This window comes from Planosporangium spinosum (assembly GCF_049999945.1).
Lineage (GTDB): Bacteria > Actinomycetota > Actinomycetes > Mycobacteriales > Micromonosporaceae > Planosporangium > Planosporangium spinosum.
The window spans coordinates 205,512-222,441 of record NZ_JBLYUB010000005.1; the positions used below are offsets into that span (position 1 = coordinate 205,512).

Genomic DNA, 16,930 nt, shown 5'->3' on the forward strand with positions numbered 1-16,930 from the left:
ACGGAGGGGCTCCGGTCATCCGGCGCGAGGTATTTCCCTGGGCTCACGCCCCGGGGTTGGTCAGGACTGGCGGATCGCCTCGCCGGCGATCTCGATCCGCACGTTCTTTCCGACGAGGACACCGCCGCTTTCGAGGGCCACGTTCCAGAGCAGGCCATAGCTCTCACGGTTGATCTCGGCCGTCGCGCTGAACCCGAAGATGTCCTGCCCGTAGGGATCGCGGCGGGCGCCGCCGAACTCCACCTGCAGGTCCACCGGTCGGGTGATCCCCTTGACCGTCAGCTCCCCGGTGACCAGGAAACGTGCGGCCACGCGGCCGGACGACTGCTGCGGGATGTTGGGGGATTCGCCGCCCCGGTAGCCCGGTCGACTGCTCTTCAGTCGGGCCCAGAAGAAGATCGGGTCGGTGCCTCCCTGCCACTTGACCCCCGTGCTGCGGTACTCCAGCGTGGGGTACCTCTCCACATCCAGGAAGTCGGGGCCTTTCAGGTGCGCGTCCCGGTCGGGGGTCCCGGTGCTGAGGCTCGCCGCCTGGATGGTCGCGGTGACCGAGGAGGCCAATGGGTCCTCGTCCACGACGATGTGCGCGGTCGCCTCGCCGAATTCGCCGCGTACGGGACTGACCATCATGTGACGGGCCAGGAAGCCGATCCGCTTGTGCGCCTGATCGAGAAGATAGGTGCCGGGGGCCGGGATGGTGATGCCTTGCCAGGACCGTGTGGCGGAACCGGTCATTGTTGTGCCTTTCCCTCCCCGAACTGTTCTCGGGTATTGCCGGTGTGCTGCTGCGGATTCGGATTTCGCGGAAATGATCGGGCGTACGCCGCTGCGGGATAAATGCCGTCCAGCATAGTACGTGACGGAGCCGCCACCCCGGGTCGTCGAGTGAGTACCGCGACCGGCTGCGCATGATCGAAGTGGGCGCGTCGCCGCCGTGAGTTCGTGCCCTATCTTGGTTGATTTCGCCGACCAAAGGCTCATCGCGAGGGTGGGTCGGACAAGGGGTCGATGTATATCGATAGGGAGGCGACATCGGGACGTCTGAGGCGGGCCGGCAAGCGTGATAAGGCTCACGTCAGGCGGAGCGGTGAGCGTCATGACAGTCACTCGAAGGCTGTCCGACAGGTATGCCGCGTGCGGCGTGTCGGTGGATGCGGTCGCCCCCGGGTCCGGATTGGCCGTGGTCGCTTTCGGGTATTCATCGTATGGAGAAGCGATGTCGCTAGTCGCGGTGTCACTTGAAGAAATAGCCGAGGGGGCGGGTCTGGAATCCGGCCGTGTTGTCGCGTCGTTTCTTGGCGGTATACCACGTGGCGCTGAATCGTACCGCCAGTGTCAAGAACGCGAGGAGTGTGAGCGTGAAGGTGGAGGCTTTCACCTCTTCTTCCCCACTGACACGACAATCGCACAGAAAATGGTGAACCCGATGGCGACGGTGATTTCAATTCTCCGCCGCGCCTGGTTTTTCGACCTGACCGGTCGGCACGAGGGTGGTCACTGTCATCACCTCCTCGGCCGGGGCTCCTGGCTCACTGACTGCCGGGCGGCGCCGCGGTGGACGCGCTTCGCGACAGCGCCGCGCGCCCGGTACGGGGAGCACCATGCGTCGCGGTCGCGTGGCGCGAGGTCACGACATCGTCGCGGGGCCAGAACTGCTCCGGCGCGCCCAGCGGTTCGAGGTCGCGATTCGACATGTCCCACCCTCGGTCCGCGCGATCCTCCGGCGCCACCGTAGGTGCCACCATCCGTGCACCGTCAGCCTGGCCGGTGGTGCTTGCCGGCCTGGTCGACGCCCTTGTGCACCCGCACGGTGCGGTCGATGAGTTCGCGCAGCGCGCTCTCGTCAACGTCGTCGAGCCGTTTCAGGTAGAGGCATCCCTTCCCGGTCTTGTGTGGACCGAGCCGGGCGAGCACCGACGCGTGCCGCTCCTCGAACCCGCCAACCAGGTAGACGACGAGTTGTTGCCTGCGCGGTGAGAAGCCCACCAGAGGCCAGTCGCCCGTGCGCCCGCTCGAGTAGGTGTAGCGGTAGCTGCCGAAGCCGACGATGCTCGAACCCCACATGACCGCGGACTCGCCGGTCACCTCGCGCAGGATCGCGCAGAGACGCTCCGCATCGGACCGCCGGCGTTCGTCGGGAACCGCGGCCAGGAAGTCGTCGACGCTGGCGTCGGTCGGGACCGTCGCCGGCTGCTTCGATGTCGTCACGGCGTCATGCTTTCAGCTCGGTACGACACAAAATCCGTGGAGCAACCACGGTGGCTTGCTTCCGCGGAGGCGAGCCGTCGGATGTGGCGCACGTCCGTGATCTACATCGCCGGCGACCATCTCTGCGATCGCCCAGGTGATCGGCCGAATCAACGACTATCGGACCGTCATCTCGTCGGCGGTGGAGGAGCAGACCGCCACGACGACCGGCATGGCCGGCGACCTCAGCCAGGCGGCCAACGGGGCCGGGCGGATCAGCGAGGGCATCCAGGGAGTGGCTGTGGTGGCCGAGAGTAACCGCCAGGGCGCTCAGGCGACCAGGACCGCGGCCACCGAGCTGGCGGCCGTCTCCGAGCAGCTCGAGGCGGCGGTGCGGCAGTTCCGGTACTGAAGCGGCCGGTCGGCCGACCACGTGAGCCCTGCCCGGCGGTGCTCGTCGGGCAGGGCTCGACCGTTGCGACCCCGATCGGGCAACTCAGCCCGTTCGGGGCGATCCCGCAGTACCCGCCGGAGTTCTTGTCGAGGTACTGCTGGTGGGCCTTCCCGCGCTGTCACAAGTCGATCGTGTCGGCTATGTCGCTGACCTACTGCACGAGTCGCAGGGTGCCTGGTATCGGCCGGAAGCCGTGGTGCTCGTAGAAGCGGTGGGCCGGGCCATCGGTCGCATCGACAACGACGAACCGTGCGGCAACGATCTCAGTCGCGGCGACGATTCGCCTCAGGGCGTCTGCGAGGAGAGCCCCGCCAATCCCTGACCGTGCAGCGTCTTGTCCAGGGCGAGCCGGGTGAGGAGGACCGCCGTAATCTGCCCGGGATTTCCCCGTCCCCACGCCCGCGGCAGGTCGTCCCGGACGGGGAGATGTGCTGCGATGGCGCCGCCAGCAGGACCGACGCCGGCGCCGGTGGGCGCGGATGGGGCCGGCCAATCGGGTCAGGGTGCGGCTGCGCCGCGGAATCGCGGCAGCCCGACCACGGGCGTATTCCTCTAACCGGCCCGATGGGCATGGCGTCGGCCCCGGACGATCAGCCAGACGCCGACCAGCAGAGTGGACAGCCCGACCGCGCCGGCGATTAGCAGCAGTACTTCGGTCTGATGCACATCCTTGGCCTGCTGCGCCAGCATCTCGGGGGTGGGGTCCTGGAAGGGCAGCATGGCGCTGGAATAGAAGGAAAAAGCCAGGCACGGCATCACCACTGACAGCGCTATCAAGGCCCAGCCAAGCTCTTGCTGCCAACCGGTCCATCCAGCGCGTATCAACCATCGCGGCGTCACCGCGCCATGGTCGCCAGCCCGTACGTGAGCGTCAAGTGGCCGATGTCGCCGCACTGTGGTCGGCAGCCGGGTCGACAACGGCAGGCACCGAGACAGCACGAGCGATGCCTCCGGCGGGTAGGTCGCCGGCCCTACGGCCTGGATCGGGCCTCCGGCGGCCGGGGCCTTGGCGCTGCCGAGAGGGCAGGTCATCCCGTTCGGGCCGATCCCGCAGTACCCGCCGGGGTTCTTGTCCAGGTACTGCTGGTGGCTTTGATGGGCGTGCAGGAAGCTGCGCCGAACTGAGTCGGGCTTATGCCGATCCGATCAGGGTGAGCCCGTGGTGCTGGCTGAACTCCAGGTAGTCCTTGACGTTCAGGGCCGCCAGTGGGAGGCCCTCGGCGAGGCAGCACGCCGCGATCCAGGTGTCGTTGACCGGCGTAGTCCTGCCGCGCCGCTGACCCGCAGCCGCAAGTCGACCCCAGGTTTGAGCTATGGCGAGGTCATAGCCCAACTGCACCTGACCGGACAACCAAAGTTCCAGCCGTTGCCGGTTACGCGGACCCCAGTCACGAAGCTCAGCCCACTTAGTCATCTCGCCGACCGTCACGAATGTGACGCATGTCAGCTTGCCGGCGAGGAGAGCCGACATTGGCGACGTCAACCGACCGCGAAAGCTCAACGACGCAACGTCGGTGTCGAGCACCACATAGTCCGACACCGGCTACGCCATGTCTGAACGGCGAGCGGCGTAGGTAAACGCCAGGAACTCGTCCAGCTCTTCGTCGGTTTCAAAGATGCCCTCGCACACAAGGTCATCCACTGACTTGATCGGCTTCAGACCGCGTCGGCGAACCTGCTCATCCAGAGACGCGTGGGGGCGGCGTCCGACCGGCGGCTGTTCGATGCGTTCTGCTCCGCTCGTCATGTACACCCTCCTCGCATTCAGTCTGTCGGGTTGCGGTCCAGTTCGGTGCCCCGTCAGGCATCGGTCTTGGCGACCCCGACGGGGCAGGTCATCCCGTTAGGTCCGATTCCGCAGTACCCGCTGGGGTTCTTGTCCAGGTACTGCTGGTGGTAGTCCTCGGCGTAGTAGAACGGGCCGGCCTTCGCGATCTCGGTGGTGATCTCGCCGTACCCGGCCTCCCTCGTCACCGGCGCGAACGCCTCGCGCGACGCGAGTGCCTCGGCGAGCTGGTCGTCGGTGGTGGCGTAGATGGCCGAGCGGTACTGGGTGCCGATGTCGTTGCCCTGCCGCATGCCCTGGGTCGGGTCGTGGTTCTCCCAGAACACCTTGAGCAACTGCCGGTAGGAGATCACCGACGGGTCGAAGGCGACCTGTACCGCCTCGGTGTGGCCGGTGAGCCCGGAGCAGGTCTCCTCGTACGTCGGGTTGGGCGTGCTGCCGCCGGCGTAGCCGACCGAGGTGGAGTACACGCCCGGCAGCTTCCAGAACAGCCGCTCGGCACCCCAGAAGCAGCCCATGCCGAAGACGGCGACCTGGTGGCCGGCGGGCCACGGGCCGGTCAGGGGAGTACCGAGGACCGTGTGGCGACCGGCGACCGGCATGGGAGTGTCCCGGCCGGGCAGCGCCTCCTCGGGCGTGGGCAGGTCGAGCTTCTTGTAGCGCAGAAACACGGTGCACTCCCTTCGCCGGCCCGGGCGAGCGGGCCACCCACCAAGCATGCCGCGCCGGAGGGCGCGCCGCGCGGACCGGCCCGGTGATCGTCGTAACTCCTCGATCAGGTCGGCTTCCGATCGAGGCGGCGACGGCCCCGTCGATGCCGCGACCTTCGAGGCGGCACCGCACTTTCAATCTTGGAAATTTGGGCACCACCAGCGGTGCCTGATCCTCCAAGATCTACGAAGGGGGCGGTCCGGCCAGTCGCATGGGGCACGGCCCCCCGGGGCGATCGTGAAGGCCCCCAGCATGATTATTTGCAATCAAAACATAAGAGAAATTTTCACGAATCCTCAATTCCGGCCTGTCGGCGGAGGGTTACCGGCTGGTAGACACATCGCTCATGGTGGATATTCCAGTGGAGCGCCGCACCCTCCTCAAGACCGCAGGCACCGCCGCCGGCGCCGCCGCGCTGCTGGGCCCGCTCGGCCTGGCCGAGCCCGCGCACGCCGCGACCACGACCGTGTTCCGGCACGGGATCGCGTCCGGGGACCCGTTGCCCGACGGGATTCTGCTCTGGACCCGGGTGACCCCGACCGAGGAGGCCCAACCGGGCTCCGGCAAGGGGCCGGTCGTCACCGTCGGCTGGCAGGTCGCCACGGATGCCGGCTTCCGCGCGATCGTGCGGTCGGGTGAGTTCACGACCGGCCCCGACCGCGACCACACTGTCAAGATCGACGTTACCGGCCTGCGGCCGTCGACGACCTACTACTACCGCTTCCAGCTGGGTGCCACGACCTCCCCGGTCGGGCGTACCCACACCGCGCCCGCCTACGACGCCGACCTCGCGCACCTGCGCCTGGGCGTGGTGTCGTGCTCGAACTGGGAGGCCGGGTACTTCTCGGCCTACCGCCACCTGGCCGCCCGGGGCGACCTCGACGCCGTGGTCCACCTGGGCGACTACATCTACGAGTACGGCAGCACCGAGTTCCCGGGTGACGGCGCGGTCGTCCGGCCGCACCAACCCCTGCACGAGTGCATCACGCTCGCCGACTACCGGCTCCGGCACGCCACCTCCAAGACCGACCCCGACCTGCAGACGCTGCACGCGCTCGTACCGTGGATCATCACCTGGGACGACCACGAGATCGCCAACGACGACTGGTCCGGCGGCGCCCAGAACCACGACCCGGCCACCGAGGGCGCCTGGGCCGACCGGGTCGCGGCGGCGCACCGGGCGTACGCGGAGTGGATGCCGGTACGCCTCGGTCCGGACGCGCAGATCTACCGTCGGCTGCGCTTCGGCAACCTGGCCGATCTGTCCATGTTGGACCTGCGCAGCTACCGCTCGCAGCAGGCAGGCGGGGTCGCGGTGGACGACCCCACCCGCACGATCACCGGCCAGGCCCAGATGGACTGGCTGCTGTCGGGGCTGGCGTCGTCGACGGCGCGGTGGAAGCTCGTCGGCAACCCGGTCATGATCTCGCGGCTGGACCTCGGCACCCTGCCGGCGTGGGCGCTCGGCCCGCTGGCGAAGCTGATCGGCATCCCCAGCAACGGGTACGTGCTCAACCCCGACGCCTGGGACGGGTACAACGCCGACCGGGAGCGCCTCGTCGACTTCCTGCGCGCCAACCAGGTGTCGAACGTCGTGTTCATCACCGGCGACATCCACAGTTCCTGGGCCAGCGAGCTGACGACGAAGTCGACGATCCTGTCACCGACCGCGGTCGAGTTCGTCGTCACGTCGGTGACCAGCGACAACGCCGACGACTTCACCGGCGCCCCGCCCGGCACGCTGTCGGTGGCGATCGCCGGCGTGCTACGGGCGGCCAATCCGCACGTCAAGTGGGCCGAACTGGACCAGCACGGGTACGGCGTGCTCGACGTCACCGCCGACCGGTGCCGGATGGACTGGTACTTCGTCACCGACCGGACGAAGCCCGACGCGGGCGCGTACCTGGCCAAGTCCTTCTCCGTGGGCAGCGGCGTGGCCCGGCTGCGGCAGGAGCCGGCGCCCGGGTCCGCGCCCGCGGCGGTTGACACGGTCGCGGCGGTCTGACGCTCTGTCGTGACGGGAAGGGCACCGTGGCGGTGACGGGAAGGGCACCGTGCGGCACGGTGCCCTTCCCGTCACGCGGGCAGTGCCGCCGCGATCCGGGCCGCGTAGTCGGCGGCCTCGTCGTCCGAGGCGTACTTCGTCCGGGGCCAGAAGAACCCGCGCAGCCCGTCGCCCCTGGTCCGGGGTACGACGTGGGTGTGCAGGTGCGGCACCGACTGGGAGACCTTGTTGTTCATCGCGACGAACGTGCCGCCGGCGCCCAGCCCGGCCTCGACCGCGACCGCCAGCCGCTGGACGAAGGAGAAGTACCCGGGCAGCAGCGACGCGGGCAGGTCGGCCAGTGTCGCGACGTGCTCGCGGGGCGCCACCAGCACGTGCCCCTTGAACACCGGCCTGACGTCGAGGAAGGCGACGGCGGTGTCGACCGCCGCGACCCGGACGGCCGGCGTGGAACCGGTCGCGATGGCGCAGAAAAGGCATCCCGTCACGCCGATCACGGTAACGGCGGATACTGTTCATCCCATGACGCACGGCCACCGACAGTCCGGTTTCGACACGCTCGCGATCCACGCCGGGCAGGAGCCTGACCCGCGTACCGGCGCGGTCGTCCCGCCGATCTACCAGACCAGCACGTACGCGCAGGACGCGGTCGGCGACCCGCGGCTGGGCTACGAGTACAGCCGCAGCGGCAACCCGACCCGCGACGCGCTCCAGGAGTGCCTGGCCGCGCTCGAGGGCGGCCGGCGGGGCCTGACGTTCGCCAGCGGCCTCGCCGCCGAGGACACCCTGCTGCGCACGGTCTGCCGGCCGGGCGACCACGTGGTGATCCCCGGCGACGCGTACGGCGGCACGTACCGCCTGTTCGCCCGGGTCGCGCAGCGCTGGGGGCTGGAGTTCACCCCGGCCGACCTGTCGAACATCGACGCAGCGCGAGCCGCGGTCACCCCGCGTACCAAGGTCATCTGGGCGGAGACGCCGACCAACCCGCTGCTGGGCATCGCCGACATCGCCGCGCTGGCCGGCGTCGCGCGCGACGCCGGCGCCCTGCTCGTCGTCGACAACACGTTCGCGTCGCCGTACCTGCAGCAGCCCCTGGCCCACGGCGCCGACGTCGTCGTGCACTCCACCACCAAGTACGTCGGTGGCCACTCCGACGTCGTCGGCGGTGCCCTCGTCGTCGCCGACGCGGCGCTCGGCGAGGAACTGGCCTACCACCAGAACGCGATGGGCGCGGTCAACGGCCCCTTCGACGCCTGGCTCACCCTCCGGGGCGTCAAGACCCTGGGGGTACGCATGGAGCGGCACTGCGACAACGCCGAGCGGATCGCCGAGTTCCTGCTCGGCCACGAGGCCGTCAGCGAGGTGCTCTACCCGGGCCTGCCGGGGCACCCCGGCCATGACGTCGCCGCCAAGCAGATGCGCCGGTTCGGGGGCATGATTAGTTTCCGGGCGGCCGGTGGTGAAGCCGCCGCGCTTGAGATCTGCAACCGGGCGAAGCTGTTCGTTCTCGGAGAGTCGCTGGGCGGCGTCGAGTCGCTCATCGAGCACCCCGGCCGGATGACCCACGCGAGCGCGGCCGGGTCGCCCCTGGAGGTGCCCGCCGACCTGGTGCGGCTGTCCGTCGGGATCGAGACGGTCGAGGACCTGTTGGCCGACCTGGAACAGGCGCTCGCTCGTTAACACAGACAGGTGTCGATGCAGGGAGGGCGCAATGCTCGGCCAGGCCGGTACGTGGGTGGGCGCCAGTGCGCGGCAGATCGCGCGTGCGGTGCGGCGGGGCGACACCTCGGCGACCGCGGTGATCGCCGATCACCTCGACCACATCCGACAGTACGACCGGATCGTGCACGCGTTCCGGCACGTCCGCTCGGAGGAGGCGATGCTCGAGGCCGAAGCGGTCGACGAGCAGCCGGAGCTGGGTAACCTCCCGCTGGCCGGGGTGCCGATCGCGGTCAAGGAGAACACCCCCGTCGTCGGCGTACCGACGTGGAACGGCTCCGCGGCGGCGTCCGGCCCCGTCGCCGAGACCGACCACGAGGTCGTGCGCCGGCTGCGCGGCGCCGGCGCCATCGTGATCGGCACGACCCGTATGCCGGAGTTGGGCCTGTTCGCCTCCACCGACGACGCCAGTGGCACCACCCGCAACCCGTGGCGCACCGACCGTACGCCCGGCGGCTCCTCCGGCGGCGCCGCCGCCGCGGTGGCCGCGGGCATGGTGCCGATCGCGCACGGCAACGACGGCCTCGGCTCGGTCCGCATCCCCGCGGCGTGCTGCGGCCTGGTCGGGATCAAGCCCGGCCGGGGTGTGGTCCCGTCCGGGATCGGCGCCACCGACTGGTTCGGCCTGGCCGAGCACGGCATCCTCGCCACCACGGTCGCCGACGCGGCCATCGGGTTCGCGGTGCTCGCCGGGCGCGCCCCGGAACGGCTCGTCGAGCCCAACCGGCTGCGGATCGCCGTGTCGCTGCGCTCGCCCGTCGCCGGCGTGTTCCCCGACGCCGACGCCGGCCGGGCCACCGGAGCGGCGGCGCGACTGCTGGTACGCCTGGGGCACGACGCGGTGCGCGCCGATCCGGCGTACCCGGTGAGTCTGGGCCTGCGGGGCATAGCGACCTGGTTCGCGGCCGCCTACCGCGACGCCACCGCGACCGGCATCGACCTGTACGCGCTCCAGCCGCGGACCCGCCGCCACGTCGCCCTCGGCGAGCGGGTGCTGCGCACGCGCCTGGTCCGCGAGGACGACCGCGCCGCCTGGCGGGAACGCTGCCAGGACTGGTTCGCCGACGGACACTTCGACGTCCTGATCACCCCGGCGCTCGCCACCGCGCCGCCGGTCGCCGCCGACTGGCACAAGCGGTCGTGGCAGGCCAACGTCATCTCCTGCCTGCGCTACGCACCGTACTCGGCGCCGTGGAACGTCGCCGGCTTCCCCGGCGTGGTCGTACCGACGGGTGTGCGCACCGACGGGCTGCCCGCCGCCGTCCAGCTCATCGGGCGCCCCGGCAGCGAGCTGACCCTGCTCGCGGTGGCGGGGCAGATCGAGGCCGCCGCGCCGTGGCGGCGGCACGCGCCGGGCTGGCCCAGGGCGCGGGAGCGCAGCCGGGTCGCCTGACCGTCCACCGCGGGGTTGGCACGAGCCTCGACGTGCCCACTTTCCGGCCGGATGGCACGATCTACGGCATGACCATGGCGCCCGAACTGGTGACGCTCGCCGACATCGAAGCAGCCCGGGACCTACTCGACGGGGTTATCCGGGTGACCCCGCTCGAGCCGTGCCGGCCGCTGTCGGCGAAGCTCGGCGGCCCCGCGTGGCTCAAGTGCGAGCATCTGCAACGGGCCGGCTCGTTCAAGATCCGGGGTGCGTACGTGCGGATCGCCCGGCTCTCCGACGCCGAGCGGGCGCGCGGCGTGGTGGCGGCGAGCGCCGGCAACCACGCGCAGGGCGTGGCGCTGGCCGCCGGGCTGATGCACACCGAGTCGACGGTGTTCATGCCGATCGGGGCGCCGCTACCGAAGATCGCCGCGACCAAGGGGTACGGCGCCACGGTCCGGCTGGTCGGCAACACCGTCGACGAGTCGCTGGTGGCCGCGCAGGAGTACGCCGAGGCCACCGGCGCGGTGTTCATCCACCCGTTCGACCACCCGGACATCATCGCCGGCCAGGGCACGATCGCGCTGGAGATCCTCGAGCAGTGCCCGGACGTCCGCACGATCCTGGTCGGGATCGGCGGCGGCGGACTGGTCTCGGGCGTGGCGGCCGCGGTCAAGGCGCTGCGGCCGGACGTGCGCGTCATCGGCGTACAGGCGGCCGGGGCGGCGGCCTTCCCACCCTCGCTGGCGTCCGGACGTCCGGTACGGCTGCCGAAGTTCGGCACGATCGCCGACGGCATCGCGGTGGGCTGCCCGGGAGACGTGACCTTCGCCCACGTCAGCAAGCTGGTCGACCAGATCGTGACGGTCACCGAGGAGGACATCTCACGGGCCCTGCTGATGCTGATGGAGCGCGGCAAGCAGGTGGTCGAGCCGGCCGGTGCGGTACCCGTGGCCGCGCTGCTGGCCGGCGTGGTGCCGGTCGTCACGCCGACGGTCGCGGTACTCAGCGGCGGCAACATCGACCCGCTGCTGATGCTGCGCCTCATCGAGCACGGGCTGGCCGCGGCCGGCCGGTACCTGACGTTCACCGTGCGCTGCGGTGACAGCCCCGGTCACCTGGCTCGGCTGCTGGGTCAGATCGCCGAGCAGGGCGCGAACGTCCTCGATGTCGAACACCGCCGGCACGACCCGCGGCTGCGCCTGGGTGAGGTGGAGGTGGCGCTGTCGGTGGAGACGCGCGGCGCTGAGCACTCCGATCGGCTGGTGACGGCGCTGCGCTCGGCCGGCCACACGGTGACGTTCACCGGCTCGCTCGCCTGAACGACGGAGCCGCCCGGAACTGTCCGGCCGGGCCGGCCAACTCCGGACGGGGCGGGCTCTCCCGCCGCGTCCGGCCGGACACGGCGGGAGAGCGGCACGATCACCCGCCGAACGGCTCGAAAGAGACGACGGTGACCTTGACCTCGGTGCCGCTCGGGGCGGTGTAGGTCACGGTGTCACCGGCCTGTGTGCCGAGGATCGCCTTGCCCAGTGCCGACTCGGGGCTGTAAACGGTCAGATCGGTGGTCGAGGCGATCTCCCGGGAGCCGAGCAGGAACGTCTCGGTGTCGTCCTCGTCATCGTCGAACTGGATGGTGACGACCGTGCCGGCGGCAACCGCGTTGCTCTTGGGGGCCTCGCCCACCTTCGCGTTACGCAGCAACTGCTCCAGGTACCGGATCCGCCCCTCCTGCTTCCCCTGCTCCTCGCGGGCGGCGTGATAGCCGCCGTTCTCCTTGAGGTCGCCCTCCTCGCGCCGGGCGTTGATCTCGGCGGCGATGACGGGGCGGTTCGCGATGAGCTCGTCCAGCTCAGCCTTCAGCCGGTCATATGCATCCTGAGACAGCCAGGTGGCGTTTTCTCCACGGTCGTTGATCGACACTGAAGATCTCCTCCGATTGCTGCGGCTGATGGGTCAGACCTACCAACTTACCAGCGGACGTCATTACTGAACGTGTAACGATCTTGAAATGCCGGCGCGCCGGGCCGGGGGCGTCGCCGGCCGGTCAGCCGGTCAGCCGGCACACCGGTACCTCAGCGCTCACCGGGGTCCCGTTGGTGTGCAGCGTGTAGGTGACGGTCACCGGGTTTCCCGCCGGTACCGGCACGTCGGCCGCGCCGATCTCGGCGCCGAGGCGGTCGCGGGACCGGACGTGGCACACCGCCGGGCGGCCGCTCGGCTTGTGCACCTCGAACCGCACCGTGGCCTGGTTGTCGGCGAGGTCGAAGTGCACCACCTGGGGGCGGGCGTCCGGCGTGCCGTACCGCTGGTACAGCACGACCGCGAGGATCAGGCCGACGAACGCGCCGGCGATCGCGACCAGCGTCGCCAGGCTACGCCGGGGGGCGCGCGGCTCCCGGCGCCGGCCGTACCGGCCGGGTGGGAAGGCCGGCGTGTTGAATGTCGCTTCGGTGTCGGACACGGTCCTCGTCAAATCTGTCGGTTCGGACGAGCACAATAGGTCGAGCCGAATCGACGGCCTGCCCTGGCCGGCGATCGGCGTAAGCGGCCCGTCACAATGGGCCGGCTTATTGTCTCAGCAGCGACGGCGAGGAGAGTTCGTGGGCGAGCAGTTGCGGCTCATGGCGGTGCACGCACACCCGGACGACGAGTCGAGCAAGGGCGCCGCGACGATGGCGAAGTACGTCGCGGAGGACGTCGACGTGCTCGTCGTCACATGTACCGGCGGGGAGCGGGGCAGCGTCCTCAACCCCAAGCTGGACCGCCCCGAGATTTGGGAGAACATGGCCACCCTCCGCCGGGAGGAGATGGAGCGGGCCCGCGAGATCCTCGGCGTACGCCAGGATTGGCTGGGCTTCGTCGACTCCGGCTTCCCCGAGGGCGATCCGCTGCCGCCGCTGCCCGAGGGCTGCTTCGGCCTCGAGCCGGTGGAGAAGGCCGCGGCGCCGCTGGTGAGGCTGATGCGCGAGTTCCGCCCGCACGTCGTCACCACTTACGACGAGGACGGCGGCTACCCCCACCCCGACCACGTGATGTGCCACAAGGTGTCGGTCGCGGCGTTCGACGCGGCCGGCGACCCGGAGCGCTACCCGGACGCCGGCGAGCCGTGGCAGCCGCTGAAGCTCTACTACCACATGAGCTTCTCGCTGCCCCGGGTCAAGGCCCTGCACGAGGCGATGCTCGCGGCGGGGCTGGAGTCGCCCTACGGCGACTGGCTGACCAGGTGGGACCCGGCGCGCGACAAGAGCCACCGGATCACCACCCGGGTGCCCTGTGCCGAGTACTTCGAGGTCCGCGACGACGCGCTGCGGGCGCACGCCACCCAGGTCGACCCGGACGGCTCGTGGTTCCACGTGCCGCTGGCCATCCAGAAGGACGTGTGGCCGACCGAGGACTACGAACTGGCCCGCTGCCTGGTCGAGCGCTCCGGTCCCGAGGATGACCTGTTCGCCGGCGTCCGGGAATCCGTCTGCGCGTAGGCGGCCGGCCGCCCGGGCCGGCGCGCGCATAGGCGTACCGTCTAGGGCATGAACGCGTTCACCCTGCTCGCCGACAGCGTCGCGGCGAACAACTTCGGTGATACCAGGTCCGGTGGGCTCGCCGGGCCGATGGGCCTGTTCGTCATCCTCGTGCTGGTGATCGGCACGGTGCTGCTGATCAGGAACATGAACAGCAGGCTGCGCCGGCTGCCGAACAACTTCTCGTCGACCGATACCGCCGGCTCCGCTCCCGAGGAGGAACCCGGAGCGCAGCCGACCGCGCCCAAGGAGTCCACGAAGCGGTAGCCACGACTCCGCGCCGTGCGGGCCGTCCGTGACCGGTGAGCCATCTCACCCGTCCGGCCGGCCCGCCGGTATGTCGTCGCCGCGACCACCGTCCTTGAGGTTCCGGCCGCCGGACAGGTGGGGCCCGTAGCCGGCACGACCGATGTGCTATCGACGGCCGTACAGCTACTCTCCCCGAGGAGGCCTACGCCTGGGCTCCGGGGCGGGAGAGGTACGGCGGATGACGGCACCGCAGCGACGACAGGGCACGGTGGTGCCGCTGCTCGCGTTCGCGCTGGCCGCCGTCTGCTTCGGAGTCGGCGGCCAGTTCGTGCACACCGGCGTGCCGGCGCTGGACCAGCCCGTACCGCATCCCGGCTGGATCGCCGCGGCGATCGGCCTGGTCGCTGCCGCCCAGCTGCCTGTCCTGCGGGTCCGGGTCGGCGCCGGGAGCGTCGGGCTGGCCTGGGGCGAGTCGGCCGTCGTGATCCTCTGTGTGCTGCTGCCGGCGGCGTGGATTCCGCCGGTGACGCTCGCCGGCGTCGGGCTGGCCCGGGCGCTCCAGGCGTTCGGCCCGGAGCGCCGCAGGTCCGGCACGATGGTGTGGGGCGTCGCGGTGCTCACGCTGGCCAGCGCCGCCGCGGCGACCGCCGCCAACCTGGTCACCGTGACCTACCGGCACCCGCTCACCGTGCGGACCGGTGTGGCGCTGCTGCTGGCGGCCGCCGCGTACGCGGTCACCGGCCTGGTCATGGTCTCCTGGCGGGTGGCCCGCCAACACGGCGAACCGGTCCCGCCGGTGATGTGGCGGGCCAACACCACCAAGCTGCCGATGATCGTCGGCAACGTCGTCGTCGGCCTGCTCGTCGTCGCGCTGTACGGGGTGAACGCGCGCTGGCTGGCGCTGCTGCCACCGGCGCTGTGGCTGCTGCAACAGGCGTACGCGTACCGGGTGCGCACCGACGACGACCGGCGCAACTGGCAGACGTTCGCCGAGGCGACCCGCCGGCTCAACCGGCTCGACGGGCACGGTGCGGTGGCCGCCGGTATCGAGGGCGCGCTCCGGCTGTTCGGCGCCGAGTGGGCCCGGCTGACCCTGACCGCGGACGCCGGCCCGGCGCGGGCGTACGCGGGCTCACCCGACGGCGAGGTCGTCGAGTGGCAGCCGAGCGCGGCCGACGAGCCCGACACCGTCGCCCGGGACCTCTCCGTGGGCGGGGTACGCATCGGCGAGCTGCGGCTACGGCGGCGCACGCCGCAGCCGATGAGCGGCAGGGACCGGCTCATGTTCGCCGCGTACGCCGACGCCCTCGCGGCGGCGCTGCACGACGCCACCACCCACGCGGAACTGCGGATGATGGGCGAGCGCAGCACCCGCGACCTGGCCCATGACCCGCTCACCGGGCTGGCCAACCGCGCCGGCTTCCTGGCGGCCGGTGATCGTCTGCTACGCGAACTGCCCGGCGAGGCGCCGGTCGCACTGCTGCTGCTCGACCTCGACCACTTCAAGGACGTCAACGACACCCTCGGGCACGCCGCCGGTGACCTGCTGTTGCAGATCACCGCGTCCCGGCTGGCCGACGGGCTCGGCCCCGGTGAGCTGGCGGCCCGGCTGGGTGGGGACGAGTTCGCGCTCCTGCTGCCCGCGCTGCCCACGGACGGCGCGGCCCAGCCGCCGTACCTGCCGCCGCCCGCTCAGCTTCAGCCCGGCCAGCTTCAGCCGGTCCCGCCGGAGTCACCGCGGCCGCAGCCGTCGGCGGCGGAGTACACCACCCAGTGGGGGCACGCGTTGATCCGCGCCCGGAACCTGGTCACCAGGATCGCCGTGCCGAGCGAGGTAGCGGGTGTCCAACTGTCGGTGGAGGTGTCAGTGGGGGTCGTCGTGGCCGACGCCGGCACGGTCGACCTGGCGGAGCTGCTACGCCGCGCGGACATCGCGATGTACCAGGCCAAACGAGGCGGGGCGAGCGTCGCCCGGTACGAGCCGGACCGCGATCTCGCCAATACCGACCGGCTGTCCCTGCTGGCCGAGGCGCGCGAGGCGCTCGTCGCGGACGACCAGTTCACCCTTGCCATGCAGCCGGCGGTCCGGCTCGACGACGGTGGCGTCACGGGCGTCGAAGCGCTGGTCCGCTGGGAGCACCCGCGCCGGGGCGTACTGCTGCCCGACGACTTCGTCGCCGTCATCGAGCACAGTGAGCTGCTCGGCGACTTCACCCGGTACGTGCTCGACCGGACGCTCGCCGTGGCGGCGCGCTGGGCCGCCGACGGGCTCGACGTACCCGTCGCGGTCAACCTGTCGCCGCGCAGCCTGCTCGACGCCGGCCTGCCCGGCGACGTCGCCGCGCTGCTGGCCCGGCACGGGGTCCGCCCGGAGCGGCTCGTACTGGAGATCACCGAGACGGTGGTGATGAGCGAGCTGGCCGTCATCGACGACGTCCTGTCGGCCCTGCGTGACATGGGCGTTCAGCTCGCTGTCGACGACTTCGGCACCGGGTACTCGTCGCTGACGTTCCTGACCCGGGTGACCGTCGACGAGGTCAAGATCGACCGTAGCTTCGTGCGGCGCATGGTGGAGTCCCCGGAGGCCGGGGCGATCGTGCGGACCACCGTCGACCTCGCCCACCGGCTCGGCCTGCGGGTCATCGCCGAAGGCGTGGAGACCGCCGAGCAGCGCGCCGAACTCGCGGCCATGGGCTGCACCGGCGCGCAGGGCTACCTGTTCCACCCGCCGATGCCGCCGGACCGGGTCACCGCGGTGCTGCACGAGTTGAGTACGGCCGACGTCCTGCCGCTGCGCCAGGACGACGCGGGCTGATCTGTGGTCGCCGTTGATCGTCACAACTTCCCGGACGTTGTGGTCTCAGGACGGCGCCGAGGCCACGACTTCCGGGAAGTTGTGCCGATCTTGCGCCCGCGTAGGGTGGAT

General features: G+C 70.7%; 20 protein-coding genes and 2 pseudogenes. 9 read left to right on the top strand and 13 right to left on the bottom strand.

Annotation, left to right across the window (positions count from 1 at the left end; genetic code table 11):
• Positions 1 to 60: 60 nt before the first annotated feature.
• The 4 genes from ACNTMW_RS09450 to ACNTMW_RS09465 all read right to left on the bottom strand — a co-directional run bounded on the left by ACNTMW_RS09450 (position 61) and on the right by ACNTMW_RS09465 (position 2,208).
• Positions 61 to 735 (bottom strand): YceI family protein, encoded by a 675-nt coding sequence (locus ACNTMW_RS09450; protein WP_426633043.1) that lies wholly within the window; start codon positions 733 to 735, stop codon positions 61 to 63.
• Positions 736 to 1,234: 499 nt separating this feature from the next.
• Positions 1,235 to 1,378, bottom strand: a complete 144-nt coding sequence (locus tag ACNTMW_RS09455; protein ID WP_426633044.1) for a hypothetical protein — start codon at positions 1,376 to 1,378, stop codon at positions 1,235 to 1,237.
• A gap of 151 nt (positions 1,379 to 1,529) precedes the next feature.
• Positions 1,530 to 1,694, bottom strand: a complete 165-nt coding sequence (locus tag ACNTMW_RS09460) for a hypothetical protein (protein ID WP_426633045.1) — start codon at positions 1,692 to 1,694, stop codon at positions 1,530 to 1,532.
• A gap of 61 nt (positions 1,695 to 1,755) precedes the next feature.
• Entirely contained in the window at positions 1,756 to 2,208 is a 453-nt protein-coding gene (locus ACNTMW_RS09465) for a DUF1801 domain-containing protein (RefSeq protein ID WP_426633046.1), read from the bottom strand.
• A gap of 136 nt (positions 2,209 to 2,344) precedes the next feature.
• On the opposite strand from ACNTMW_RS09465, the gene ACNTMW_RS09470 reads away from it, so the two are divergent.
• A complete protein-coding gene (locus ACNTMW_RS09470) occupies positions 2,345 to 2,599 on the top strand; it encodes a hypothetical protein (RefSeq protein WP_426633047.1) in 255 nt (84 codons plus the stop codon).
• Between the two features lie 64 nt (positions 2,600 to 2,663).
• Here the strand turns inward: ACNTMW_RS09470 and ACNTMW_RS09475 are convergent.
• Positions 2,664 to 2,744 (bottom strand): annotated as a pseudogene (locus ACNTMW_RS09475) (peptide-methionine (S)-S-oxide reductase MsrA); the annotation flags it as partial.
• Between ACNTMW_RS09475 and ACNTMW_RS09480 the strand changes: the two are divergent.
• On the top strand, positions 2,742 to 2,963 hold the full coding sequence (locus ACNTMW_RS09480) for a hypothetical protein (RefSeq protein ID WP_426633048.1): 222 nt from the start codon (positions 2,742 to 2,744) through the stop codon (positions 2,961 to 2,963). The pseudogene ACNTMW_RS09475 and the gene ACNTMW_RS09480 overlap by 3 nt on opposite strands.
• Positions 2,964 to 3,193: 230 nt before the next feature.
• Here ACNTMW_RS09480 and ACNTMW_RS09485 read toward each other — a convergent pair whose 3' ends face one another.
• The 5 genes and pseudogenes from ACNTMW_RS09485 to msrA all read right to left on the bottom strand — a co-directional run bounded on the left by ACNTMW_RS09485 (position 3,194) and on the right by msrA (position 5,098).
• Positions 3,194 to 3,481, bottom strand: coding sequence for a hypothetical protein (locus tag ACNTMW_RS09485; RefSeq protein ID WP_426633049.1), 288 nt, complete (start codon positions 3,479 to 3,481; stop codon positions 3,194 to 3,196).
• A gap of 165 nt (positions 3,482 to 3,646) precedes the next feature.
• A pseudogene (locus ACNTMW_RS09490) lies at positions 3,647 to 3,730 on the bottom strand (peptide-methionine (S)-S-oxide reductase MsrA); the annotation flags it as partial.
• A gap of 43 nt (positions 3,731 to 3,773) precedes the next feature.
• On the bottom strand, positions 3,774 to 4,181 hold the full coding sequence (locus ACNTMW_RS09495; protein ID WP_426633050.1) for a type II toxin-antitoxin system VapC family toxin: 408 nt from the start codon (positions 4,179 to 4,181) through the stop codon (positions 3,774 to 3,776).
• Positions 4,182 to 4,184: 3 nt separating this feature from the next.
• Positions 4,185 to 4,388 (bottom strand): hypothetical protein, encoded by a 204-nt coding sequence (locus ACNTMW_RS09500; RefSeq protein WP_426633051.1) that lies wholly within the window; start codon positions 4,386 to 4,388, stop codon positions 4,185 to 4,187.
• A gap of 53 nt (positions 4,389 to 4,441) precedes the next feature.
• The gene (gene msrA, locus ACNTMW_RS09505; RefSeq protein ID WP_426633052.1) at positions 4,442 to 5,098 is read right to left on the bottom strand and encodes a peptide-methionine (S)-S-oxide reductase MsrA; all 657 of its coding nucleotides are present in this window, start codon (positions 5,096 to 5,098) and stop codon (positions 4,442 to 4,444) included.
• Positions 5,099 to 5,484: 386 nt separating this feature from the next.
• Between msrA and ACNTMW_RS09510 the strand changes: the two genes are divergently transcribed.
• The gene (locus ACNTMW_RS09510) at positions 5,485 to 7,143 is read left to right on the top strand and encodes an alkaline phosphatase D family protein (protein ID WP_426633053.1); all 1,659 of its coding nucleotides are present in this window, start codon (positions 5,485 to 5,487) and stop codon (positions 7,141 to 7,143) included.
• 71 nt (positions 7,144 to 7,214) lie between these two features.
• Here the strand turns inward: ACNTMW_RS09510 and ACNTMW_RS09515 are convergent, their stop codons facing one another.
• Complete coding sequence (locus ACNTMW_RS09515; protein ID WP_426633054.1) at positions 7,215 to 7,631, bottom strand: HIT family protein; 417 nt, start codon at positions 7,629 to 7,631, stop codon at positions 7,215 to 7,217.
• Between the two features lie 34 nt (positions 7,632 to 7,665).
• Between ACNTMW_RS09515 and ACNTMW_RS09520 the strand changes: the two genes are divergently transcribed.
• The 3 genes from ACNTMW_RS09520 to ilvA all read left to right on the top strand — a co-directional run bounded on the left by ACNTMW_RS09520 (position 7,666) and on the right by ilvA (position 11,556).
• The gene (locus ACNTMW_RS09520) at positions 7,666 to 8,823 is read left to right on the top strand and encodes a cystathionine gamma-synthase (RefSeq protein WP_426633055.1); all 1,158 of its coding nucleotides are present in this window, start codon (positions 7,666 to 7,668) and stop codon (positions 8,821 to 8,823) included.
• A 31-nt stretch (positions 8,824 to 8,854) separates the two neighbouring features.
• Positions 8,855 to 10,255: an amidase gene (locus tag ACNTMW_RS09525; protein WP_426633056.1), complete on the top strand. Its 1,401-nt coding sequence runs from the start codon at positions 8,855 to 8,857 to the stop codon at positions 10,253 to 10,255.
• Positions 10,256 to 10,329: 74 nt separating this feature from the next.
• Positions 10,330 to 11,556, top strand: a complete 1,227-nt coding sequence (gene ilvA / locus ACNTMW_RS09530; protein WP_426633163.1) for a threonine ammonia-lyase — start codon at positions 10,330 to 10,332, stop codon at positions 11,554 to 11,556.
• A gap of 100 nt (positions 11,557 to 11,656) precedes the next feature.
• Here ilvA and greA read toward each other — a convergent pair whose 3' ends face one another.
• Together greA and ACNTMW_RS09540 are read right to left on the bottom strand one after the other, a co-directional pair.
• Positions 11,657 to 12,151, bottom strand: coding sequence for a transcription elongation factor GreA (gene greA, locus ACNTMW_RS09535; protein WP_426633164.1), 495 nt, complete (start codon positions 12,149 to 12,151; stop codon positions 11,657 to 11,659).
• 130 nt (positions 12,152 to 12,281) lie between these two features.
• The gene (locus ACNTMW_RS09540) at positions 12,282 to 12,698 is read right to left on the bottom strand and encodes a DUF4307 domain-containing protein (RefSeq protein ID WP_426633057.1); all 417 of its coding nucleotides are present in this window, start codon (positions 12,696 to 12,698) and stop codon (positions 12,282 to 12,284) included.
• Between the two features lie 139 nt (positions 12,699 to 12,837).
• On the opposite strand from ACNTMW_RS09540, the gene mca reads away from it, so the two are divergent.
• From mca to ACNTMW_RS09555, 3 genes are all read left to right on the top strand, one after another.
• Positions 12,838 to 13,716, top strand: a complete 879-nt coding sequence (gene mca / locus ACNTMW_RS09545) for a mycothiol conjugate amidase Mca (protein ID WP_426633058.1) — start codon at positions 12,838 to 12,840, stop codon at positions 13,714 to 13,716.
• Between the two features lie 48 nt (positions 13,717 to 13,764).
• Positions 13,765 to 14,022, top strand: a complete 258-nt coding sequence (locus ACNTMW_RS09550) for a hypothetical protein (RefSeq protein ID WP_426633059.1) — start codon at positions 13,765 to 13,767, stop codon at positions 14,020 to 14,022.
• A 220-nt stretch (positions 14,023 to 14,242) separates the two neighbouring features.
• Positions 14,243 to 16,819, top strand: a complete 2,577-nt coding sequence (locus ACNTMW_RS09555; protein ID WP_426633060.1) for a putative bifunctional diguanylate cyclase/phosphodiesterase — start codon at positions 14,243 to 14,245, stop codon at positions 16,817 to 16,819.
• Positions 16,820 to 16,930: the final 111 nt, after the last annotated feature.